This is a genomic window from Nakamurella sp. A5-74 (assembly GCF_040438885.1).
GTDB lineage: Bacteria > Actinomycetota > Actinomycetes > Mycobacteriales > Nakamurellaceae > Nakamurella.
On record NZ_CP159218.1, the window covers coordinates 2296786 to 2319854 of the forward strand.

General features: G+C 68.9%; 20 protein-coding genes. 6 read left to right on the forward strand and 14 right to left on the reverse strand.

What is annotated here, in order from left to right; all coding sequences use genetic code 11:
• Positions 1 to 48 precede the first annotated feature (48 nt).
• A complete protein-coding gene (locus ABLG96_RS10530; RefSeq protein ID WP_353651274.1) occupies positions 49 to 726 on the reverse strand; it encodes an AAA family ATPase in 678 nt (225 codons plus the stop codon).
• Positions 727 to 910: 184 nt separating this feature from the next.
• Between ABLG96_RS10530 and ABLG96_RS10535 the strand changes: the two genes are divergently transcribed.
• The 4 genes from ABLG96_RS10535 (at position 911) to ABLG96_RS10550 (ending at position 5981) form a co-directional block, all read left to right on the forward strand.
• The gene (locus ABLG96_RS10535) at positions 911 to 2824 is read left to right on the forward strand and encodes an alpha-amylase family protein (protein WP_353651275.1); all 1914 of its coding nucleotides are present in this window, start codon (positions 911 to 913) and stop codon (positions 2822 to 2824) included.
• A 4-nt stretch (positions 2825 to 2828) separates the two neighbouring features.
• Positions 2829 to 3692 (forward strand): hypothetical protein, encoded by an 864-nt coding sequence (locus ABLG96_RS10540; RefSeq protein WP_353651276.1) that lies wholly within the window; start codon positions 2829 to 2831, stop codon positions 3690 to 3692.
• 72 nt (positions 3693 to 3764) lie between these two features.
• A complete protein-coding gene (gene serA / locus ABLG96_RS10545) occupies positions 3765 to 4967 on the forward strand; it encodes a phosphoglycerate dehydrogenase (RefSeq protein ID WP_353651277.1) in 1203 nt (400 codons plus the stop codon).
• 219 nt (positions 4968 to 5186) lie between these two features.
• Positions 5187 to 5981, forward strand: coding sequence for a thymidylate synthase (locus ABLG96_RS10550; RefSeq protein WP_353651278.1), 795 nt, complete (start codon positions 5187 to 5189; stop codon positions 5979 to 5981).
• Between the two features lie 90 nt (positions 5982 to 6071).
• Here ABLG96_RS10550 and ABLG96_RS10555 read toward each other — a convergent pair whose 3' ends face one another.
• The 5 genes from ABLG96_RS10555 to rimO all read right to left on the reverse strand — a co-directional run bounded on the left by ABLG96_RS10555 (position 6072) and on the right by rimO (position 10630).
• On the reverse strand, positions 6072 to 7280 hold the full coding sequence (locus tag ABLG96_RS10555; RefSeq protein WP_353651279.1) for a M20 family metallopeptidase: 1209 nt from the start codon (positions 7278 to 7280) through the stop codon (positions 6072 to 6074).
• Positions 7281 to 7360: 80 nt separating this feature from the next.
• A complete protein-coding gene (locus ABLG96_RS10560; RefSeq protein ID WP_353651280.1) occupies positions 7361 to 7786 on the reverse strand; it encodes a helix-turn-helix transcriptional regulator in 426 nt (141 codons plus the stop codon).
• Positions 7787 to 7963: 177 nt separating this feature from the next.
• Positions 7964 to 8491 (reverse strand): CinA family protein, encoded by a 528-nt coding sequence (locus ABLG96_RS10565; RefSeq protein ID WP_353651281.1) that lies wholly within the window; start codon positions 8489 to 8491, stop codon positions 7964 to 7966.
• A gap of 2 nt (positions 8492 to 8493) precedes the next feature.
• Complete coding sequence (gene pgsA / locus ABLG96_RS10570) at positions 8494 to 9054, reverse strand: CDP-diacylglycerol--glycerol-3-phosphate 3-phosphatidyltransferase (protein ID WP_353651464.1); 561 nt, start codon at positions 9052 to 9054, stop codon at positions 8494 to 8496.
• 106 nt (positions 9055 to 9160) lie between these two features.
• Positions 9161 to 10630 carry a 30S ribosomal protein S12 methylthiotransferase RimO gene (gene rimO / locus ABLG96_RS10575; protein ID WP_353651282.1) on the reverse strand — a complete coding sequence of 490 codons (1470 nt, stop codon included), beginning with the start codon at positions 10628 to 10630 and terminating at the stop codon, positions 9161 to 9163.
• 110 nt (positions 10631 to 10740) lie between these two features.
• Between rimO and ABLG96_RS10580 the strand changes: the two genes are divergently transcribed.
• Positions 10741 to 11259 carry an amino-acid N-acetyltransferase gene (locus tag ABLG96_RS10580; RefSeq protein ID WP_353651283.1) on the forward strand — a complete coding sequence of 173 codons (519 nt, stop codon included), beginning with the start codon at positions 10741 to 10743 and terminating at the stop codon, positions 11257 to 11259.
• 276 nt (positions 11260 to 11535) lie between these two features.
• Here ABLG96_RS10580 and secG read toward each other — a convergent pair whose 3' ends face one another.
• The 8 genes from secG to uvrC all read right to left on the reverse strand — a co-directional run bounded on the left by secG (position 11536) and on the right by uvrC (position 20418).
• A complete protein-coding gene (gene secG, locus ABLG96_RS10585) occupies positions 11536 to 11772 on the reverse strand; it encodes a preprotein translocase subunit SecG (protein WP_353651465.1) in 237 nt (78 codons plus the stop codon).
• Between the two features lie 127 nt (positions 11773 to 11899).
• Positions 11900 to 12718 (reverse strand): triose-phosphate isomerase, encoded by an 819-nt coding sequence (tpiA, locus tag ABLG96_RS10590; RefSeq protein ID WP_353651284.1) that lies wholly within the window; start codon positions 12716 to 12718, stop codon positions 11900 to 11902.
• A complete protein-coding gene (locus tag ABLG96_RS10595) occupies positions 12715 to 13914 on the reverse strand; it encodes a phosphoglycerate kinase (protein WP_353651285.1) in 1200 nt (399 codons plus the stop codon). The genes tpiA and ABLG96_RS10595 overlap by 4 nt, the downstream gene beginning before the upstream one ends.
• A 139-nt stretch (positions 13915 to 14053) precedes the next feature.
• Complete coding sequence (gap, locus tag ABLG96_RS10600) at positions 14054 to 15061, reverse strand: type I glyceraldehyde-3-phosphate dehydrogenase (RefSeq protein ID WP_353651286.1); 1008 nt, start codon at positions 15059 to 15061, stop codon at positions 14054 to 14056.
• 197 nt (positions 15062 to 15258) lie between these two features.
• Positions 15259 to 16284 carry a DNA-binding protein WhiA gene (gene whiA / locus ABLG96_RS10605; protein WP_353651287.1) on the reverse strand — a complete coding sequence of 342 codons (1026 nt, stop codon included), beginning with the start codon at positions 16282 to 16284 and terminating at the stop codon, positions 15259 to 15261.
• Positions 16275 to 17351 (reverse strand): uridine diphosphate-N-acetylglucosamine-binding protein YvcK, encoded by a 1077-nt coding sequence (gene yvcK, locus ABLG96_RS10610; RefSeq protein WP_353651288.1) that lies wholly within the window; start codon positions 17349 to 17351, stop codon positions 16275 to 16277. Before yvcK ends, whiA begins: the two co-directional genes overlap by 10 nt.
• Positions 17348 to 18223, reverse strand: coding sequence for an RNase adapter RapZ (rapZ, locus tag ABLG96_RS10615; protein ID WP_353651466.1), 876 nt, complete (start codon positions 18221 to 18223; stop codon positions 17348 to 17350). The genes yvcK and rapZ overlap by 4 nt, the downstream gene beginning before the upstream one ends.
• 122 nt (positions 18224 to 18345) lie before the next feature.
• Positions 18346 to 20418 carry an excinuclease ABC subunit UvrC gene (gene uvrC, locus ABLG96_RS10620; RefSeq protein ID WP_353651289.1) on the reverse strand — a complete coding sequence of 691 codons (2073 nt, stop codon included), beginning with the start codon at positions 20416 to 20418 and terminating at the stop codon, positions 18346 to 18348.
• Between the two features lie 227 nt (positions 20419 to 20645).
• On the opposite strand from uvrC, the gene glgX reads away from it, so the two are divergent.
• A complete protein-coding gene (glgX, locus tag ABLG96_RS10625; protein ID WP_353651290.1) occupies positions 20646 to 23030 on the forward strand; it encodes a glycogen debranching protein GlgX in 2385 nt (794 codons plus the stop codon).
• The last annotated feature ends 39 nt before the right edge of the window (positions 23031 to 23069 follow it).

A 23069-nucleotide genomic window follows, 5' to 3' on the forward strand; every position in this document is an offset into this window, starting at 1 on the left:
CCGAACATGATTACCCGGCGCAGCAGGCCGGGAGAGCAGCTGGTCGCGTCAGGGCCCTCGGCGGACGCCGACCGGGCCGGTGACCGGTTCGGCACGCGGGACCCGTCCGGTGGTCGGCACCGGGCCGACGGGTGGGCCGGAGGTCGCCGGCGCCATCAGCTGCGGGCCGTCGGCCGGAGTCGGACCGACGTCGATGTTCGGGTCGAGGACTCCGAGAACCTGGTCGGGGTGCGCGGTCAACAGGCCGTGCAGCTGCTGCGCGTGCTGTTCGGGATCGCCGAGGTTGTCCACCAGCAACCGCGGCACGCCGAAGGGTTCCCAGGCCCGCGAGACCACGTCGTACCAGGTCGGATCCCCCTGGCCCGGCCAGTCCGGCGTCCGTGACTCGAGCCTGCGCCGATGCTCGCCCAGGTCGCTGCAGACGACCTCGACGAAGGTCAACCTGGCACCGGTGCGCGCAGCCAACTCGATCCAGCCCTGTCGGGCGATGTGCACGTCGTTGACTGCGTCGATCACCACGTCCCGGCCGCTCCTGAGCTGCTCCTCGCCCACCCACTCGGCCGCGACGTATCCGACCGGATTGTGGCTGAACGGCTGCAGCACCGTCGAGATGGCCGCCTCGATCGTGTCGACGCGCAGGAACGTGGCCGGCATCAGTTCGGCCAGCCGCCGCGCGAGACTGGTCTTCCCGGTGCCGGGAAGACCGGCGAACACCATCAGTTCCATCGGAGCGGTCCCCTCTCAGGATCGCATCAGCCTTCCACAGCCGTGGGGTTCGTCGGTCCGGCCGCCGCGGCCGGGCTACCGGCGGGTAGCCCGGGCGGTGCAGCGGGGCCGATCCCGGCCGGTAGCCTCACCCGGTAGGACCAGGCACCCAGCCGCCGAGGCGGCAGAGCATCAGGGAGTTCCCATGCCGGCGGCCCCACCGGAGATGCACACCCTCGCCGAAGAGCTCCTGGCAACGCAGCCTGCTCCCCACAGGCGCAGCTTCGCGCTGCGTCTGGACAGGTGGTGGAACGATCTGGTCGACGGTCTGCGGGTCGCCTACCCGGACGACGTCGACGAGATGGCCTCCCGGTTGGTCCGGATCGCGGCACAGGCGTCGATCGAGCGGCCGGACGATCTCCGGGAACTCGACGAACGGCGCCTGCTCACCCAGGACTGGTTCCAGCGCCCGGACATGCTCGGCTACGCCGCCTACACGGAGCGCTTCGCCGGCGACCTGGCCGGAGTCGCCGACCAACTCGACTATCTCGAGGAGCTCGGGGTCACCTATCTGCACCTGATGCCGTTGTTGCGGCCGCGACCGGGCGCCAACGACGGCGGCTACGCGGTGGCGGACTACCGCAGCATCCGCAGCGATCTGGGCACGATGGACGATCTGCGCTCGCTGGCCGGGCGGATGCGGACCAAGGGCATCAGCCTCGTCGTCGACCTGGTGCTCAACCATGTCGCCCGCGAGCACGAGTGGGCAGCCAGGGCCAGGGCCGGCGAGCAGCGCTACCGCGACTACTTCTACGTCTACCCCGATCGCACTGAACCCGACGCGTACGAGCGGACCCTGCCGGAGATCTTCCCCGAGTTCGCTCCGGGCAGCTTCACCTGGGACGACGAGATGTCCGGGTGGATCTGGACGACCTTCAACTCCTTCCAGTGGGACGTCAACTGGTCGAACCCTGACGTCTTCGCCGAGTACGCGGAGATCGTGCTGTTCCTGGCGAACGCCGGCGTGGAGGTGCTGCGGCTGGACGCCATCGCGTTCCTCGTGAAGCGGTCCGGTACCGACTCGCAGAACCAGCCTGAGGTGCACGCGATCACCCAGGCTCTTCGGGCGGTCACCAAGATCGTCTGTCCCGCAGTCGTTTTCAAGGCCGAGGCGATCGTCGCGCCGGAACAGCTGGTGCAGTACCTGGGCCAGGGCGAGCACTACGGCAAGGTCAGTGACATCGCGTACCACAACAGCCTGATGGTGCAGATCTGGTCCATGCTGGCGACCGGCGACGTCACCCTGGCAGCCAAGGCGCTGGGAACGCTGCCCACGAAACCGCACACCGCTGCCTGGGTCACCTACGTGCGCAGCCACGACGACATCGGTTGGGCCATCAGCGATGCCGACGCCGCAGCCGTCGGCTTGTCCGGACCCGGCCATCGCACCTTCCTCGCCGACTGGTTCTCCGGACAGTTCCCCGGTTCACCCGCGCGCGGGCTCGTCTTCCAGCACAACAAGGCCACCGGCGACCGACGGATCAGCGGTACCTCGGCCGCCCTCGCCGGTCTCACCTCCGCCGGCGACCACCCGGTCGCCACCCAGACGGCGATCTCCCGGATCCTGTTGGCCCACCATCTGGTGATGGGCTGGGGCGGGATCCCGGTGCTGTGGTCCGGTGACGAACTGGGTGAACCCAACGACCCGCACTGGGACTCCGACCCCGACCACGCCGGCGACAACCGCTGGGCGCACCGTCCCCGACTGGACCCGCACACCCAGGCGGAACGCACCAACCCGCGGACTGTCGCCGGGCAGCTCTTCGGCGGCCTGGCGCGGGCGGCCCGGATCCGGTCGACGCTGCCGCACCTGCATGCCGCGGTAGAGACCGAGATCCTGCCCCTGCACGGCCCCGGAGTGCTGCCGATCAAACGCACCCATCCGGTGGGCAGCATGGTCGGGCTGTACAACGTGTCCGGTGAATGGCGCCCCTACCCCGCTGCGAAGGTGCTCACCGACGCATCCCGCGAGGTACTGACCGATGCCGCGCTGCGCGCCGATCCGCAAGGGCTGCTGTGGATCCCCCCGCTGACCGCGTGGTGGATCGTGGACCGGTGAGCAGATGCTGATCGGCTACGTCCTCGCCGTGCTGGGTGCGATCGGATCCGGGGCGGGTTCGGTGCTCGAATCGCTCGGCGTGCGCAAGGCAGGTGCCTACGGCGGCAACCGAACTGATCTGGGCAAGGTGGCCCGACAACCGATCTACTGGACCGGCATCCTGGTGGACATCGCCGGCTTCTTCAGCGCGGCCGTGGCCCTGCACCGGCTGCCGCTGTTCCTGGTGCAGTCGGTACTGGCGTTCAGTGTCGGGATCACCGCGCTGATCTCTCGCGCCATGGGCATCTCGATGCCCAGGCCGGGATGGTGGGCACTGGGATTCTCCGCCGTGGGGCTGGTGACCCTCGGGTTGTCCGCACAACCGGGCCCGGCAGAGCCGTTGCCCGCCGTCTGGCGGGTGGGCTTGCTGTTCGTCGCACTGCTGGTCGCGGTCATCGTGCTGTTCACACCGCGGATCCGGGTCCCGTCCCTCCGGACCGTGGCGACGGCGTTCGGCGCCGGGCTCGGCTTCGCGGCGGTCGCGATCTCCGCCCGCACACTGCCCCCTGTCCACGAACTGTCCGACGTCCTGGGTGAACCCGCGGCCTGGGCGATCGTCGTCAACGGTTTCGTTGCCATGATCGCCTTCGCGCGCGCCCTGCAGCTGGGCAGCGCGACTGCTGTCAGTGCTGTGCTGTTCACCACCAACACCGTCGTACCGGCCACGATCGGGTTCCTGGTGCTCGACGACCGGATCCGGGAGGGCTTCGTGGCGGCCGCCGCGATCGGCTTTGTGCTGGCCGTCGGGGGCGCCGTCACCGTCGCACACTTCTCCTCGAACGCAGAGGCCCCGAAGCCGGATCCGGAGCTCGTCCAGGACCCCAGCTGAGCAGTGTGGAGCGTGGGGCGCGCGAGACTCCCCCGCGCAGGTCGGCGATGGCCGGATGGGACCATGGTCCGCATGAGAGCCCTGTTGCTGGAGAACATCCATCCCCTCGCGGTCGACATCCTCGTCGCCGCCGGGATCGAGGTCGATGCTCGCGCGGGCGCACTGGACGAGGACGAGCTGATCGAAGCACTCGAGGGCATCGATCTGCTGGGCATCAGGTCGACGACCCACGTCACCGACCGGATCATGGCGGCAGCGCCTGCGCTGCAGGCGATCGGCGCCTTCTGCATCGGCACGAACCAGATCGACCTGGTCTCGGCCGCCTCGCGCGGCATGGTCGCCTTCAATGCACCGTTCTCGAACACCCGCTCCGTGGTGGAGCTCGCGCTCGCCGAGATCATCGTGATGGCCCGCCGCCTCACCGAGAAGGACACTGCCCTGCACGCCGGCGTGTGGGACAAGCAGGCCAAGGGCAGCCACGAGATCCGCGGTCGTCGGCTCGGGATCGTCGGCTACGGCAACATCGGATCCCAGCTGTCGGTGGTCGCCGAGGCCCTGGGCCTGCAGGTCTACTTCTACGACACCGACGACAAGCTCGCACTCGGCAACGCCAGGCGCTGCTCCTCGCTCGAGGAGCTGCTGGACGCCGTCGAAGTGGTGACGCTGCACGTGGACGGACGGGCCGGCAACGCCGGTTTCTTCGGCGCAGAACAGTTCGCCCGGATGCAGCCCCGGTCGCTGTTCCTCAATCTCTCGCGCGGGTTCGTCGTCGACTACGACGTGCTGGCCGAGCAGCTCCGTTCCGGCCACATCGCCGGTGCGGCGGTCGACGTGTTCCCCTCCGAGCCGAAGAACCGCGGCGACGCGTTCAGCTCACCCCTGCAGGGGATCCCCAACGTCATCCTGACCCCGCACGTCGGCGGGTCCACCGAGGAGGCGCAGGAGGACATCGGCCGGTTCGTCGCGACCAAACTCCGCGACTACGTGCAGGTCGGAACGACCACGCTGAGCGTCAACCTGCCGGCCATCGGACTCCCCCAGCGTGCGGGCAACCAGCGGATCATCCACTTCCACGCCAACACCCCCGGTGTGCTGGCGAGCGTCAACCGGATCCTCGCCGAAGCCGGCGTCAACATCGAGGGTCAGGCGCTCAACACCCTGGGGCAGAACGGCTATGCGGTGACGGATGTCGCCGCCGGTCCGGACGGACTCCCGGCCGAGGTCGTCGACAAGTTGGCCGCGATGCCTGAGACGATCCGGCTCCGCATCGTCTGATTCTCCGGCGATGGAGCCATCAGCGTGAGATCTCGTCGCACTCGTTGATCGTCCCGTCGATCACCGTCATCGAGGAACACGTTGACGGGTCGCGGATGTGGGCGATGCGCAGCCCTCTGCAGTGATGGGCGCGCCGGTGAGCCTGCGAACCGGCGCGCCCGAGCGAAGCCTGCGGAGCATCGCCCATGTCCGTGGCCCCCTCCAACTACGCTGATCCTCATGCAGCAATACTTGGATCTCGTGCAGCGCATCCTCACCGAGGGCACCGACAAGTCCGATCGGACCGGCACCGGCACCCGCAGCGTCTTCGGTCACCAGATGCGCTTCGATCTCTCGCTGGGATTCCCGCTGGTCACCACGAAGAAGGTCCACCTGCGGTCGGTGATCGTCGAGCTGTTGTGGTTCCTGCGGGGCGAGACCAATGTGAAGTGGCTGCAGGACCGAGGCGTGTCGATCTGGGACGAATGGGCCGACGAGGACGGTGAGCTGGGTCCGGTCTACGGCCACCAGTGGCGCAGTTGGCCGACGCCCGATGGCGGCCACATCGACCAGATCGCCGCGGTGCTCGCGTCGCTGCGCGCGAACCCGGACTCCAGACGTCACATCGTCTCCGCCTGGAACGTGAGCGAGGTGCGGGACATGGCGCTGCCGCCGTGTCACTCGCTGTTCCAGTTCTATGTCGCCGACGGGAAGCTCTCCTGCCAGCTCTACCAACGATCAGCCGATGTGTTCCTCGGGGTGCCGTTCAACATCGCTTCCTACGCGCTGCTCGTGCACCTGGTCGCCAAGGTGGTGGGTCTGCAGCCCGGCGACTTCATCCACACCCTGGGCGACGCGCACCTGTACTCCAACCATCTGGAGCAGGCCAGGTTGCAGCTGACCAGGGATCCCCGCCCGCTGCCGACGCTGCAGATCGCCGACGGCGTCACCGATCTGGACACCGTCGAGTACGACGACATCACGGTGCTGGGCTACGACCCGCATCCGGCCATCAAGGCGCCGATCGCAGTCTGACCGGGTCTCCTCTCCTGCGTCGCAAGACCACCGGTTCCGGCGATCGAGCAAGTGAGGAACGAGCGTGACGAGATCCCGGCAGGTGACTTGTCAGCCGCGGGCCAGGCGGCGGACGGCCAGTTCGGCCAACAAGGTCGCGCAATCGGGCAGCACCGAGTCGTCGTAGGCGGCCAGCGGCGAGTGGTTGGACGCGGCGGTCGCCGGATCATCCCGCGACGCCCCCACGAAGAGGTAGGCACCCGGCACCAGATCGAGCACTCGGGAGAAGTCCTCGGAACCGGTGAGCGGGGACGCCATCTCGTGGAACCGATCGGCGCCGAACAGGTCGGTGGCGACCTCTGCGGCGAAGGCGTACTCGGCATCGTCGTTGACGGTCACCGGGTATTCGCCCTGGAACTCGGCCTCGACCGTCAGGCCATGGGCGGCGCCGATACCCTCGACCAGCTGCACGGCCAGGGTCGCCACCTTCTCGGCGGCCTCGGCCGAGAACGACCGGATCGTCGTGTCGAACACGGCGTCGTCCGGGATGACGTTCCGCTTGGTGCCGGCGTGGAAACTGCCGACGGTGATCACCACCGGGTCGAATACGTCGAAGGCGCGGGTGACGAGGGTCTGCAGGGCGATCACCATCTCGGCGGCGGCCGGGATCGGATCAGCCGACTTGTGCGGCGACGAGCCGTGACCGCCGCGGCCGACAACGCGGACACGCAGACCGGCCGACGCTGCCATCAACGGACCGGCCTTGGCGGCGACAACGCCCGTCGGGAAGTAGCCGGAAAAGACGTGCAGACCGTAGGCGGCGGCGACCGGGCGGCCGGCGGCGTCCAGCACGCCTTCCTCGATCATGTACCGCGCACCGTCCAGCCCCTCTTCGCCGGGCTGGAGCATGAAGACGACGTCGCCGGGCAGCTCTGCCCGGTGGGCGGCCAACAGCTTGACCGCGCCGATCAGGCCTGCCATGTGCAGATCGTGGCCACAGGCGTGCATGGCGTCGTGGTGCGGAGAATCCGCGGCAGGGGCGAACGGCTCGCCGGTGCGTTCGATCACCGGTAGCGCGTCCATGTCTGCGCGCAGCAGCACGACCGGGCCGGTGCCGTCATGGGCACCGCCTCGCAGCACCGCCGTGATCGACGTGACGGCGTCGCCCGTGCTGATCTCCAGATCGAGACCCGCCAGAGCTTCCAGCAGGCGCTGCTGCGTCACCGGGAGGGTGAGCCCCACCTCGGGAACGGCATGCAGTTCGCGGCGCAGCGCCGACAGCTCATCGGCATACGAACGTGATTCGGTCAACAGATCCACGGGGCGTCCTCACATCTCGGCGGTCCACCCAGTGTGGTGCATGGCCGGGAACAGCGACGAGCAGGGTCGGGTCCGCCGGATCAGCGGACAGGCGTCTCGGGGTGTTCGTACGGCACCACGATGCGCAGCTGCTGACGGGGTCGGAGCTCGGTCCGCCCCGTGGCGACGGGCCTCGGAACGCGGTTCTTGTCCAGGCCCACCGGTGCCGACGGGCGACGATCCGAGTTGGCCGCCATCTTCTCGGCCGACGATGCGCGCGAGCGGACGGCAGGTGCCCGTCCGCTTCGGATGGTGTCGCTGACCGTGACGAGCACGTCGGACAGATTGAGCTCGAGGGCTTCGCAGATCGAGGCGAGCAACTCGCTGGAGGCCTCCTTGCGACCGCGCTCGACCTCGGAGAGGTATCCCAGCGACACGTTCGCAGCCGTCGAGACGTCGCGGAGAGTCCGGTTCTGGCTGGTCCTGGCATCGCGCAGGGTGTCGCCCAGTGCGTCTCTCAAGAGCATCGGGTCCGTCCCTCCCGAACACATCCGCCGGATGTCCTCGTGTCCCATGAAACGGTCCCGAACCCGGGACCGCCGCTCGTGCGGTGTGTTCGCCAAGCTACCCGTCCAACGCCGCGGGCGGGTGCGATGTTCCCGGACGTGTCCGGACGTTTCCGGCGTGCACCTCGGTCGCGACGTTCAGCCGATTTCGGGGCCCGTTCCGGTCGCGATCTCCGCCAGCAGCTCGAGGGCCGCGTCGACGGTCTCCCACCGCACGTCGTCCCGGGTCAACGCGTCCGCTTCCGCGCTGCCGGGCGCCGGCGCGACGGCGCTGCGCACCAGGACGTGCCCGGCCCTGTCTGCCAGGGCGACGAACCAGGTGCCGGGACGGTGACCATGTTGCGCGGCGGGTCCGGCAACGCCGGTCAGTCCGAGGCCGAGCGAGGCGCCGCAGACGTCCCGGGCCCCCACCGCCAATGCGGCGGCCACCTCGGGATCGACAGGGCCGCGGGAATCGAGCAGATCCTGCGGGACGCGGGCCAGGGTGTGCTTCAGTTCGGTGGCGTAGACCACCAGGGCGCCGCGCACCACGTCGCTGGAACCGGGGATTGCGGTCAGGGTCGCCGTCAACAGGCCACCGGTGAGCGATTCGGCAGCGGCCACGGTCTGGCCTGCAGCGCGCAGCGCCTCGATCACGGCGGCGGCTCGCTGCTGCCCGGACTGCACCGTCAGCGTCCCTTCCCGGTCCCGGAACGCCCGCCGGCGACCAACCGGGCAGCCCTGATCAGGTAGTCGATCCCGGTCACGACGGTCAACAGCACAGCCAGTCCCATGGTGCCCACCATCAGCCAGTCGAACGAGGACGGCAGCGGCATCACAGCGAGCCCGATGGCGAGTACCTGGACCAGCGTCTTGGCCTTCCCGCCGGGGCTGGCGGCGATCACGCCGTATCGGATGACGACCAGCCGCAACAGGGTGATACCGATCTCACGGACCAGGATGAGCACGGTGACCCACCAGGGCAGCTCCCCCAGCATCGACAGTCCGACCAGTGCCGATCCGGTGAGCGCCTTGTCGGCGATCGGGTCGGCGATCTTGCCGAAGTCGGTCACCTGACCGCGGCTGCGGGCGATCCGCCCGTCGTACCGGTCGGTGATCGCGGCGACCGCGAAGACGACGAACGCGATCCACCGCCAGGTCGCGTCGTGGCCACCCAGGTTGAACAGGGCGAGCAGGAAGACCGGCACCAGGATGAGGCGCAGCACCGTCAGCAGGTTGGGCAGGTTCATCAGCGACACCGGGATGGGCGGTACTGCCGCGGGCTCGTTCCCGCCGGGCGGCACACCAGCAGGGTCGTGCCCTCGCGTCGGTCCCCACGGGTCGCTCATGCCGCCATCACCGTCCGGTGGATCCGCCGGGGAGCACTTCCAGCGGCTCGGCCACCAGATCGATCCCCCATGAGTCGACCACCCGACAGCGCACCAGCTCACCGAGCGCGATGCCATCGGCGCCGACGATCGTGGTGCTGCCGTCGACCTCGGGCCCCTGGTGTTCCGCTCGTCCCACCACACTGTCGGTTCCGTAGTCGTCGACGCCCCCCTCGGGGTCGTCCACCAGCACGACGATCTCCGTGCCGACGCGGTCCTCGGCCCGCTGGGCGGCAATCGCCTCCGCCAACGAGGTGATCGACTCGACCCTGGCCGCGATCTCGTCCTCGTCGATCTTGCCGTCGAGCTCCAGAGCGGCGGTGCCGTCCTCGTCGGAGTAGCCGAACACGCCGACGGCATCCATCCGCGCGCCCACCAGGAATGCCCGCAGGGCCTCCAGGTCGTCGTTGGTCTCGCCCGGGAAGCCGACGATCACGTTGGAGCGGATGCCGGCTTCCGGTGCCAGCGCACGCATGGAGTCGACCAGGGCCAGGAACGAGGCGACGGAGCCGAACCTGCGCATCCGACGCAGGACCGGCTCGGAAGCATGCTGGAACGACATGTCGAAGTAGTCGGCTACCCCGGCGGTGCGTGCGATCGTCTGCAGGAGTGAGGGTTTGGTCTCAGCCGGCTGCAGGTAACTGGCCCGCACCCTGCGCACGCCCGGCACGGCGGCGAGCTCGACGAGCAGGTTCTCCAGCAGTCGGTCCCCGGGCAGATCCTTGCCGTACGACGTGGAGTTCTCACTGACCAGCACCAGCTCGCCGACGCCCTGGCCGGCCAGCCAGCCGGCCTCGGCGACGATCTCGTCGTGGCTGCGGGAGACGAACGACCCGCGGAAGCTGGGGATCGCGCAGAACGTGCAGCGGCGGTCGCAGCCGGAGGCGATCTTGAGCGGCGCGACCGGACCGGAATGCAGCAACCGCCGGGTGAGCACCGGACCGGCAGCGGTGCCGCTCGGAGCGGCATGGCCGGGCACCGAGATGCTCGCGGCAGCCGCTTGACGCGCGACCGGAGTGATCGGCAGCAGCGTCCGCCGATCCACCGGTGTGTGCGAGGCAGGCTTGTGGCCGTCGAGGACGTCGCCCAACAGCGAGGCCAGCTCGGGATAGGAGTCGAAACCCAGGACCGCGTCGGCCTCGGGGAGCTCGGCCGCCAGTTCGGCGCCGTACCGCTCGGCCAGACACCCGACGGCCACCACCTTGGAACCGGTGTCGGCAGCGGCCAGGATGGTGTCGATCGAATCCTTCTTCGCGCTGGCGACGAAGGCGCAGGTGTTGACGACGACGATGTCGGCCTTCTCGGCCGGTTCGTCCGTGGCGGCATCCTCGAGCAGTCGATAGCCACCGGCGGCGAGCCGGCCGGCGATCTCGGAGGAGTCGACGTCATTGCGCGCGCACCCGAGGCTGATCAACGAAACGGTGGGTGAGCTCGGCACGTCCCTCAGCCTATCGCCCGGAACGGCCGTGGGACGCCGCTGCGGCGGGAGCCGTCACGGACCGGGACGCCGTCGTCCTGGCCCTGACCGGCGGTCGTAGGCTCCCACGGATGAGCACGTTGCCGGATTCGGTCCCCGAGGTGGTCGTGCGCCGCGCACGGGTCACCGACGCCCCGCGCATCAAGGCGCTGATCGACATCTACGCACCGGAGATCCTGCTGGAGAAGACCCTGGTCAACATCTACGAGGGGTTGACCGAGTTCTGGGTCGCCGAGACCGAGGGTCTCGTCGTGGGATGCGGGGCCGTACACGTGCTGTGGGCGGATCTGGCGGAGCTGCGCACGCTGGCCACCGACCCGGCCTACCGCGGGCGGGGCATCGGCGGGACGCTGTCCCGCGGTCTCGCCGAGGAGGCCGCCCGGCTGGGGGTGACCCGGTTGTTCGTGCTGACCTTCGAGGTCACGTTCTTCTCTGCACTCGGTTTCCGCACGATCGGAGAGCTCGACCTCGGTGCCGAAGCGATGGCCGAGCTGCGCTCCAGCTACGACCGCGGCGTCGCCGAGTTCCTGGAACTGCCCTACGTGAAGCCCAACACACTCGGCAACACCAGGATGCTCAAGGTCCTCTGAGCGCTGGGGGCCCGCTGTGGATCGGACGGCGTTTCGACTCACTCCGTTCGCTCTACCGCCGTGACTTCCGCTGGTCGAGCAGCCGGCGAAGCAGGTCGGACGGCGTTCCGGCTCACGTTCGCTCTACCGCCGTGATTTCCGCTGGTCGAGCAAACGACGAAGGAGCGCGTCGAGACCCCGTCAGATCAATCACCAGGTCGTATCAGACCGGGGACAGCAACGAGCCCGGCTCCCCTCGCGGGGAACCGGGCTCGTCGAAGTCCGTGTTGACGCTGCTCAGGCGCCGACCTTCAGCAGCAGGCCGACGCCGATGATCGAGATCACCCAGATCGCGGCGACGAACAACGTCAGGCGATCCAGGTTCTTCTCCACCACGGACGAGCCGGAGAGCGAGGACTGCATGCTGCCGCCGAACATCGTCGACAGACCGCCGCCCTTGCCGCGGTGCAGCAGGATCAGCGCCATCAGCGCGAGGCTGGTGAGCACCAACAGGATCTGGAGCGTGAGGATCATGATCGCCTTGTTGTTCGTCGGGATCTCGTCGATGACCGCGAACGGACGGGGAGCGGTACCCGCATGCTTCGCCACGAGGTCATCAGGGTCGGGCCGTCCAGCAGTCTAGCGGCTCGGGTGCAGGTCGTCAGGCGAGCACGCCGACCGAGTTGGCTGCCAGGGTGGCGAACTCGGTCGGATCCAGGCTCGCGCCGCCGACCAGGGCACCGTCGATGTCCGGCTGGGCCACGATCTCCGCCACGTTGCCGGACTTGACCGACCCGCCGTAGAGCACCCGCACAGCGCCGGCGACGGCCGGGGAGTACTGGGTCGCCAGCGCGGCGCGCAGCGCACCGCAGACCTCCTGTGCATCGGCCGGGGTCGCGACCCGTCCGGTGCCGATGGCCCAGACCGGCTCGTAGGCCAGCACCAGGTTCTGCGCCTGCTCGGTGTTCTCCAGGGTGACGTTCTCCAGCGCGGTGAGCAGTTGGGCCACCGAATGCTGTACCTGGTTGCCCGCCTCGCGGACCTGGAGACCCTCGCCGACGCAGAGGATCGGCACCAGGCCGTTGCGCAGCGCGGCGACCACCTTGGTGCCGATCACCGCATCGCTCTCGGAGTGGATCTCGCGCCGCTCGGAGTGACCGACGGTCACGTAGGAGCAGCCGAGCTTGGCGAGCATCACGCCTGAGATGTCGCCGGTGTACGCACCGGAGTCCTGCGGCGAGAGGTCCTGGGCGCCGTGCTTGAGCTTGAGCTTGTCGCCGTCGATCAGCGTCTGCACGCTGCGGATGTCGGTGAACGGCGGCAGGACGACGACCTCGACCCGGTCCAGGTACTTCTCCGGCAGGGTGAACGCCAGCTTCTGGACGACGGAGATCGCCTCGAGGTGGTTGAGGTTCATCTTCCAGTTGCCGGCGATCAGCAGCGAGCGGTTGCCGGGGAACTGGGACTGTGCGGTGCTCATGAGGACTCCAGGACGGTCAGGCCGGGCAGTTCCTTGCCCTCGAGGTATTCCAGTGACGCGCCGCCACCGGTGGAGATGTGGGTGAAACCGGCTTCGTCGATCCCGAGCTGCCGGACAGCCGCTGCGGAGTCGCCGCCGCCGACCACGGAGAACGCGGACGAGTCGGCGATGGCGGTTGCGACGGCCTTCGTGCCCTCGGCGAAGGCCGCCATCTCGAACACGCCCATCGGGCCGTTCCAGAACACCGTGCCGGCCTCGGCGACGAGGGCGGCGAACGCCTCTCTGGTCGCCGGGCCGATGTCGAGCCCCTGCCAGTCGTCCGGGATCGCGTCGATCGCGACCACCCGGGTGTTCGCGTCCTCGGCGAACGCATCGGCGATGACGATGTCGGTCGGCAGCACGATCTTGTCGCCGTGCTCACGCAGCAGAGCGCCACAGGTGTCGACCATGTCCTGCTGCAACAGCGAACCGCCGACGCCGTGACCCTGGGACGCCAGGAACGTGTAGGCCATGCCGCCACCGATCAGCACCCGGTCGACGCTCTGCAGCAGCGCGGTGATCACGCCGAGCTTGTCGGAGACCTTGGCGCCACCGAGGATCACCAGGTACGGCCTGGCCGGATCGGTGGTCAGCTTCTTCAGCACCGCGGTCTCCTCGGAGACCAGGTAGCCCGCGTAGTGCGGCAACAGCTGCGCGACGTCGTAGACCGACGTCTGCTTGCGGTGCACGACTCCGAACCCGTCGGACACGAACGCGGCATCGCTGCCGACCAGTTCGACGAGCGCTGCGGCCAGCTCGGACCGCTCGCTCTGCTCCTTGGAGGTCTCGCGGGCGTCGAAGCGGACGTTCTCCAGCATCGCCACCCGACCGGGCTGCAGCGCCGTGACGGTCGCGTGTGCGCTCTCCCCCACCAGATCGTCGGCCAGCGCGACGTCGGCGCCGAGCAGCTCACCGAGCCGGACGGCTACCGGTGCCAACGAGTACTTCGCCTCCGGCGCACCCTTCGGCCGCCCGAGGTGCGCGGTGACGACGACCTTCGCGCCGGCGCCGGTGAGCGCCCGCAGCGTCGGGACGCTGGCGCGGATGCGACCGTCGTCGGTGATGGTCGAGGAGTCGAGAGGGACGTTGAGGTCGGCACGGACCAGCACGGTGCGACCTGCGAGGTCTTCCGTGAGCAGATCGTCGAGGGTCTTCACCGCAGGGAACTCCTTGGTGCGTCGGGGATGTGAGCGGGGCGGTCCTCCGCACACCGTGCGGGAACCTGGCACGAAAGAACGCAGGACAACCGAAAGCGGGCCGGTCGACGCGGAGTGCGTCGTCCGGCCCGCTCGCGGATCAGATCTTGGAGCCGACCAGCGCGGTGAAGTCCACCAGGCGGTTGGAGTAGCCCCACTCGTTGTCGTACCAGCCGACGACCTTGACCATGTTGCCGTCGAGGACGAGCGTCAGCGGCGAGTCGAAGGTGCAGGACGCCGGAGAACCGACGATGTCCGAGGACACGATCGGATCCGTCGAGTAGACGAGCAGACCCTTGAGCGGGCCTTCCTCGCTGGCGGCCTTGAAGGCGGCGTTGACCTCGTCGACCGTGACGGTTCTGCTGAGCTCGACGGTGAGGTCGGTGACGGAGCCGTCCGGCACCGGCACGCGCAGCGCGTAGCCGTGCAGCTTGCCCTTGAGCTCCGGCAGCACCAGGGCGGTGGCCTTGGCGGCGCCGGTCGAGGTCGGGATGATGTTCAGGGCAGCGGCCCGCGCGCGGCGCAGATCCTTGTGCGGGAAGTCCAGGATGACCTGGTCGTTGGTGTACGCGTGGATCGTCGTCATCAGACCCTTGACGATGCCGAAGTTCTCGTGCAGCACCTTGGCCATCGGAGCGACGCAGTTGGTGGTGCAGGACGCGTTCGACAGGATGTTCTGCGACCCGTCGTAGGTGTCCTCGTTCACGCCCATGACGACGGTGAGGTCCTCGTCGGTCGCGGGAGCGGAGATGACGACCTTCTTGGCGCCGGCGGTCAGGTGCTGACCGGCCTTCTCGGCGGAGGTGAAGATGCCGGTGGACTCCACCACGATGTCCACGCCCAGATCGCCCCACGGCAGAGCGGCCGGGTTGCGCTCGGAGAGAACCTTGAAGCCCTTGCCGTCGACGACGATCTCGGAATCGGTCGCGGTGACTTCGTGCTTGAGCGTGCCCAGGATGCTGTCGTACTTCAGCAGATGGGCCAGGGTCTTGATGTCGGTGAGGTCATTGACCGCAACGATCTCGATGTCGTGGTCGAGGGAATCCACCGCTCGCCAGAAGTTGCGGCCGATCCGGCCGAATCCATTAATGCCGACACGCACAGTCACGTTTGCCAGGCCTCCATGATTGTGATCCGAGGACAGGTTGCGGCCATGAGGTCCGCGCTGTCAGGTCTACCGGATCGATCCAGTGATACCGCCCACATCACCGGGGACGATGGCTCCCACTCTAGACCGGACCCCCGGAAGCACCGGACCCGCCCCTTGCACTGCAGGTCACAGTGGTCGGGGCCGCGCCGGGCCGGTCAGCCCTCGAGCATCTCCGGGGTCACGACGGACTCGGTGTCCGGGATGTCGAGCTCCTGCGCCCGCTTGTCGGCCATCGTCAGCAGACGCCTGATCCGGCCGGCGATCGCGTCCTTCGTCATCGGTGGATCGGCCAGCTGTCCGAGCTCCTCCAGCGATGCGTGACCGTGCGCGATCCGCAGGTCACCCGCCTGGATGAGATGCCCCGGCGCCGTCGGCCCGAGGATCTCGAGCGCCCGGGAGACCCGGGCGGACGCGGCGACCGCAGCCCGAGCCGAGCGCCGGAGGTTCGCGTCATCGAAGTTGGCCAGCCGGTTCGTGGAGGTCTGCACGCTCTCGCGCCGCTGCCGCCGCTCCTCCCAGCCGGCGAGGGTGCGGGCAGCACCCAGCAGCCGGAGCATCAGCGCGATCGCGTCGCCGTCCCTGACCACCACCCGGTCGGCGCCGCGCACCTCGCGAGCCTTCGCCGCGACGCCCATCCGACGGGCCGCGCCGACCAGGGCCAACGCTGCCTCGGGGCCGGGACAGATGACCTCCAGCGACGCCGAACGGCCGGGGTCGGTCAACGAGCCCTGTGCCAGGAATGCTCCCCGCCAGGCACCGATCGCGTCGGTGACGCTGCCGGCGACCACCTGCGGGGGAAGCCCGCGGACGGGTCTCCCGCGCTGGTCGATCAGACCGGTCTGCCGGGCCAGGGTGTCGCCGCCGTGGATCACCCGCACCACGAACCGGGTGCTCTTGCGAGATCCGGTGGGAGCCAACACCTGCACGTCGGCGTTCTGGTTGTAGAGGTCGGCGATCTCGGCCCGCAACCGGCGCGCCACCGCGCCGGTGTCGAGATCGGCCTCGACGATGGCCCGTCCGCCGACGATGTGCAGTCCGCCGGCGAACCGGAGCAGCGAGGCCACCTCGGCCTTGCGTTCGGAGACCTTCAGGGGCCTCGGCTTGTCCGGGTCCGGCGCGGTCGGATCCAGTTGTGTCGTCAGACGACACAACTCGTCCTTGACCGACGATGTCATCGCCATGCGTTCTCGTTCTCCCGTTCGTCGCTGGTCGGTCTCGGTGCGGGGGTCCTGCGTCCATCGGGGGCGGTCGCCGTGCCGGGCGTCGCGCGCGCGCAGACGCAGCCGGCGATCACCGTGCGCAGAGCCGCAGCCAGCCGGTGTGGATCGTGCCGCGGGATCCCGGGTCCTTCGGAGATCGCCGCCTCGAGCACCCGGCCACCGAGCCGCTCCGCGGCCGCCGTCAGCGAGCCGGACGGCGGGGCATCAGGGCTGTCGGCAGGTTCCACGTCGACCAGCACGGTGTCGACCGTCAGAGCCGGGACGTGTTCCCGCAGGACGTCGAGGTGCCGACCAGGGGAGAAGCCTTCCGTCTCCCCCGGTTGCGGTGCCAGGTTCAACACCACCAGGCGATGCGCCGGCGTGGTGATCACGGCCTCGCCGAGATCCGGGAGCAGCAGGTGCGGCAGCACGCTGGTGAACCACGATCCCGGACCGAGGATCACCAGATCGGCGTCGCGCACGGCAGCGATGGCCTCGGGGCAGCCGATCGCATCGGCCGGCTCGACGCTCACGCCGAGCACTTGGCCGGGAGTCGAGGCGACCGCGACCTGTCCGCGAATCCGGCGCACGGTGTGCACGTCGTCCTCCAGGCCGGCGACCCGGCCGACGATCTCCAGCGGGCGGCCCGACATCGGCAGCACCCTGCCCCTGGCACCCAACAGGCGACCCGCGGCATCCAGTGCGGCCACCGGGTCGTCGAGCAGTTCGGCCAGCCCGGTGAGCACCAGGTTGCCGACCGGATGCCCGGCCAGCGCCCCGTCGCCGGAGAACCGGTGCTGGAACGCGCGCTGCCACAGAGCACCGTCCGGGCCGGGGTCGGCCAATGCGGCAAGTGCCATCCGCAGGTCGCCGGGCGGCAGGCTCCCGTCGATCTCACGGCGCAATCGGCCGGACGACCCGCCGTCATCGGCCACCGTCACCACCGCGGTGATGTCGACGTCAAGTTCCACCAGTGCCGTGAGCATCGCGTACAGCCCGTGCCCGCCGCCGAGTGCCACCACCCGGAACCTGCTGTGGTCGCTCGTCATTCGCGGCCCAGATCTCGGTGGCTGACCCTGATGTCGCTCGCCTCGCCGACAGCGGCGGACTGCTGCCCGGCCCGGAGTCGACGTCCGATCTCCTCGGCGGTGGCGACGCTCCGATGTTTCCCACCGGTGCAGCCGACGGCGACCGTCAGATACCGCTTTCCCTCGCGCTGGTACCCGCCGCCGGTGAGCTGGAACAACTCGAGCCAACGATCGAGGAACTCGGTCGCTCCTTCCTGGGTCAGTACGTAGTCGGACACCGCGGGATCGAGGCCGGTGAGCTCACGCAGTTCCGGGATCCAGAACGGGTTCGGCAGGAACCTCATGTCGATCACCAGGTCGGCGTCCAGCGGCAGCCCGTACTTGAAGCCGAAGGACACCACGGTCAGCGTCGAGCTGCGCGGGGCTGCGGTGAAGTCGGTCTCGATCCGGCGGCGCAGGTCGTGGACCGAGGTGGAGGTGGTGTCGATGACGACGTCCGCCTCGTCCCGGAGCGGACCCAGCAGCGCGCGTTCGGCGGCGAGTCCGTCGGAGATGCGGCCGGCGCCCTGCAGCGGATGCTGCCTGCGGTTCGCCTCGTACCGGCGGATGAGCGAGGCGTCGTCGGCCTCCAGGAACAGCACCCTTGGCCGATATCCGGCCGAATCGAGATCGCGGATCACCATCGCCAGGTCCTCGGTGAACGCCCTCGATCTGACGTCGACGACGACCGCGATCCGTGTCACGGCGCCCCGGGAGCGCGCTCCCAGGTCGACCATCGTCTGGATCAACTCGGCCGGCAGGTTGTCGACGACGAACCAGCCCAGATCCTCCAGGCACTTCGCCGCTGTGGACCGGCCGGCGCCGGACAGACCCGAGACGATCGCCACCTCGATACCGCCGCGGTCGCTGCTGTCCCGTTCCGAGTGGGCGTCCACCGCGGAGGTGTCGCTCGGGCTCTCGGTCATCGGATCTCCCGGCAGGTACTCAGGCATTCGGGCGGAGCGGGGTTCCGGCATCAGCCGGGTCCGGTCAGGATAGTCCGGCCCGCAGCGGCGGCTCCCCGTTCCGGCGATCCGTGGGTCACGGCCAGCGCCTCGACCACCGCGGCCGCAGTGGCCGGTCCGATGCCGGGGACGACGGCGATCTCCTCCGCCGTCGCCGTCCGCAGCTTCTTCACGGACCCGAAGTGGCGCAGCAGCGCCTTGCGCCGGGTCTCCCCCAGCCCGGCCACCCCGTCCAGCGCGGACACCGTCATCGACTTCGATCGGGTGGCGCGGTGGAAGGTGATCGCGAACCGGTGCGCCTCGTCCCGAAGACGCTGCAACAGGTAGAGGGCTTCGCTGGTCCTGGCGAAGATCACCGGCTCGTCGTCGTCCGGGATCCACACCTCCTCGAGCCGCTTGGCCAGCCCGCAGACCGTCACGTCGGTGATCCCCAACTCGGCCAGCACCGCGGCGGCGGCGTTCACCTGGGGAGCGCCGCCGTCGACGACCAGCAGCTGGGGTGGGTACGCGAACCGCCGCGGACGGCCGGTCTCGGGATTGATCCCGGGTGGCCGGTCGCCGTCGTCGGTGTTGATCCCAGCAGTGTTGATCCGAGCGTCGATCTGGCCGGTGGTGATGTCCGCGACGTCCGGGTCGTGGTCGGCCGGGTCGCCGGCACCCCGGGAGAACCGTCGACGCACCACCTCGGCGATCGAGGCCACATCGTCGCCGGGCCGATCGCGGATGATGAACCTGCGATAGTCGCTCTTCTTCGGCAGCCCGTCCTCGAACACGACCAGCGAAGCGACCACATCGGTGCCCTGGTTGTGCGAGATGTCGATGCACTCGATCCGCAGCGGCGCGCGTTCCATCGCCAGCGTTGCGCCCAACTCCGTGAGCGCCGCCGACCGTGCGGTCAGGTCGCTCGCGCGCTTGAGCCGGTGCTGGGTGAGGGCTTCGGCGGCGTTGCGCCCGACGGTGTCGGCCAGGTCGCGCTTGTCGCCCCGTTGCGGGATGCGCAGCGAGACCCGCGACCCGCGGAGCCCGGACAGCCAGGACGCGTACTCCTCGGTGTCCGGTGGCAGCTGCGGGACCAGGATCTCCCGCGGCACGACGGTGCCGCCCGGTTCGGCCGGATCCTCCGCGAGGTCGCCGTAGAAGGTGAGCAGGAAGTTCTCCACCAGCGCGCCGGTGCGCTGCGACTCGTTCTCGGTGAGGGCCACCTCGGAGTCGACGTCGACGATCCAGCCGCGCTGCCCGCGGACCCGGCCGCCCCGGACGTGGAACACCTGGACGGAGGCGAGCAGGTCGTCGGAACGGACGCCGATCACGTCTGCATCGGTGCCGTCGCCGAACACGACGGCCTGCTTCTCCACAGCCCGGCGGACTGCACCCAGATCGTCACGCAGCCGCGCCGCGCGTTCGAAGTCGAGATCGTCGGAGGCGATCTGCATGTCGCGTTCGAGGCGGCGGGTCAGCGGATCTGCCTTGCCTGCCATGAAGTCGCAGAAGTCGTCGACGATGGCGCGGTGCTCGTCCGCGTTCACCCGGCCGACGCACGGTGCCGAACACTTGCCGATGTAGCCGAGCAGGCAGGGCCGCCCGATCTGCGCCGACCGCTTGAACACTCCCGCGGAGCAGGTGCGGGCCGGGAACACCCTGAGCAGCAGGTCCAGAGTCTCGCGGATGGCCCAGGCGTGGGCGTAGGGCCCGAAGTAGCGGACACCCTTGCGGTGCGGCCCGCGCATCACCTGCAGCCTGGGGAACTCCTCGCCGAGGGTGACGGCCAACTCGGGAAAGCTCTTGTCGTCGCGGTAGCGGACGTTGAAGCGGGGATCGAACTCCTTGATCCAGCTGAACTCCAGCTGCAGCGCCTCGACCTCCGTCGAGACGACCGTCCACTGGACGCTGCCGGCGGTGGTCACCATCCGCAGCGTGCGGGGGTGCAGGCCCGATGGATCCGCGAAGTAGGAGTTCAGTCGCTGACGCAGGCTCTTGGCCTTGCCGACGTAGATGACTCGACCTGCGGGATCGATGAACCGGTACACCCCCGGCGAGTCGGGGATCGTCCCGGTCGCGGGTCGGTAGCTGGATGGATCAGGCACGGACCCGAGAGTAGACGCGGGGTCCGACGGGAAGAGGACCTCCGGGGGCCGGCACCTCGGGCACTGCCGAACTCGACGGAGAACCGGCCGGGCGAGCAGACCGATACTGTTGGCCGTCGCCGGGACCCACCGTCGAACGGTCGGGCCCGCCCCACCACGCTCCACCCGTCCTTCGTCGCAGCGTCGCGCGAGAACACAGTGACACAGAAACAGTGAGGACCCACTCGATGGATGTCTGGCCCGGATCCGCCTACCCCCTGGGGGCGACCTTCGACGGCAGCGGAACGAACTTCGCGCTCTTCAGCGAGATCGCCGAGAAGGTCGAGCTCTGTCTGCTCGACGACGACGGCGTCGAGCGCCGGGTGGAGATCAAGGAGGTCGATGCCTACGTCTGGCACTGCTATCTGCCGACGGTGCAGCCCGGCCAGCGCTACGGATACCGGGTGTACGGCCCGAACGATCCCGACAAGGGCCTGCGCTGCAACCCCAACAAGCTGCTGCTGGATCCGTATGCCAAGGCCGTCTGCGGCCAGATCGACTGGGATCCCTCGCTGTACGCCTACCAGCTGGGCGACGAGAAGACCCCGAACGACGACGACTCTGCGCCGCACATGTTCTGGGGCGTGGTGATCAACCCGTTCTTCGACTGGGCAGGCGACCGGCATCCCCGGATCCCCTATGCAGACACTGTCATCTACGAGGCGCACGTCAAGGGCCTGACGCAGCTGCATCCCGAGGTCGCCGACAACCACCGCGGTACCTATGCGGGTCTGACCCATCCCGCGGTGATCGACCACCTGAGCCGACTGGGCGTCACCACGCTCGAACTCATGCCCGTGCACCAGTTCGTCCAGGACAACACGTTGCTGGACAACGGGTTGCGCAACTACTGGGGCTACAACTCGCTCGGCTTCTTCGCCCCGCACAACGAGTACTCCGCCTACGGCGACCGCGGCCAACAGGTCCAGGAGTTCAAGGGCATGGTCAAGGCCATGCACGCGGCCGGTATCGAGGTCATCCTTGACGTGGTCTACAACCACACGGCCGAGGGCAACCACCTCGGACCGACACTGTCGTTCCGTGGCATCGACAACCCTGCCTACTACCGCCTCGTCGAGGGTGACGAGCGGCACTACATGGACTACACCGGCACCGGCAACTCACTCAACGTCCGTCAGCCGCACTCGCTGCAGCTGCTGATGGACTCGTTGCGGTACTGGGTGACCGAGATGCACGTCGACGGGTTCCGGTTCGACCTCGCTGCGACCCTCGCGCGGGAGTTCTACGACGTCGACCGGTTGTCCAGCTTCTTCGAACTCGTCCAGCAGGATCCGATCGTCTCCCAGGTCAAGCTCATCGCCGAGCCGTGGGACATCGGCCCCGGCGGGTACCAGGTCGGCAACTTCCCCCCGCAGTGGACCGAGTGGAACGGCAAGTACCGCGACACCGTGCGTGACTTCTGGCGCGGTGAGCCGGCCACCCTCGGCGAGTTCGCCTCGCGGTTGACCGGTTCGGCCGATCTGTACGAGCACTCGGCCAGGCGGCCGGTGGCGTCGATCAACTTCGTCACCGCACACGACGGCTTCACCCTCAACGACCTCGTCACGTACAACGAGAAGCGCAACGACGCCAACGGCGAGAACAACAGGGACGGGGAGTCGCACAACCGCTCCTGGAACTGTGGGGTCGAAGGGCCCACCGACGACGCTGCGGTGAACCTGTTGCGCACCAAGCAGAAGCGCAACTTCCTCGCCACGCTGCTGCTCTCGCAGGGAGTGCCGATGATCGCCCATGGCGACGAGATGGGGCGGACCCAGCAGGGCAACAACAACGTCTACTGCCAGGATTCCGAACTCAGCTGGATCGACTGGTCGACCGCCGACGAGGCGCTGATGGAGTTCACCGCGTCGATCACCCGCCTGCGCAGCCAGCACCCGACGTTCCGCCGCCGCCGGTTCTTCTCCGGTCGGCCGTTGACCCGCGGGGAGGGCGAGCCGCTGCCGGACATCGTCTGGCTGACCCCGGCCGGCGACTCGATGACCGACGAGGACTGGGGCTCCGGTTTCGGCAAGTCCATCGCCGTGTTCCTCAACGGGGACGGGATCCGCGGACGCGGCATGCGGGGCGAGCGGATCGTCGACGATTCGTTCCTGTTGATCTTCAATGCCCACGACGGTGACCTGGAGTTCAAGCTGCCGCCCGAGGAGTACGCGATGGCCTGGAGCATCGTGGTGGACACCAACGGGATGACCGAGGTCTCGCCCACCATCGGGGCCGGCGAGACGGTGAATTCGTCCGCGCGCTCGTTGATCGTCCTGGAAGCGGTGCGCACCACCGCGGAACGGGCGACGCCCGGCGATGTTGCAGCGACCGTGCCGTCGATCGCACCGGCTCCGGTCACCGGGCCGGCCCGACAGGGCGCTGTCGTCCCGCTCGACCCGGGAGGACCGGGGGTGCGAACCGGCCACGCTGCGGATGGTGCCCCCGAGCCGAAGAACCAGGACGCCGCACTGGTCATCGACCAGGACGATCCCGACGGGGAACATCCCGCGCCGTCCGCGCCGGCCGCCGGGACGTCGGCCGACCCAAGGGGTGCGTCGGACACCAGCTGAAGGTGACCAGAACCCGTTGTCCTGCAGGTGTGTTCGAGT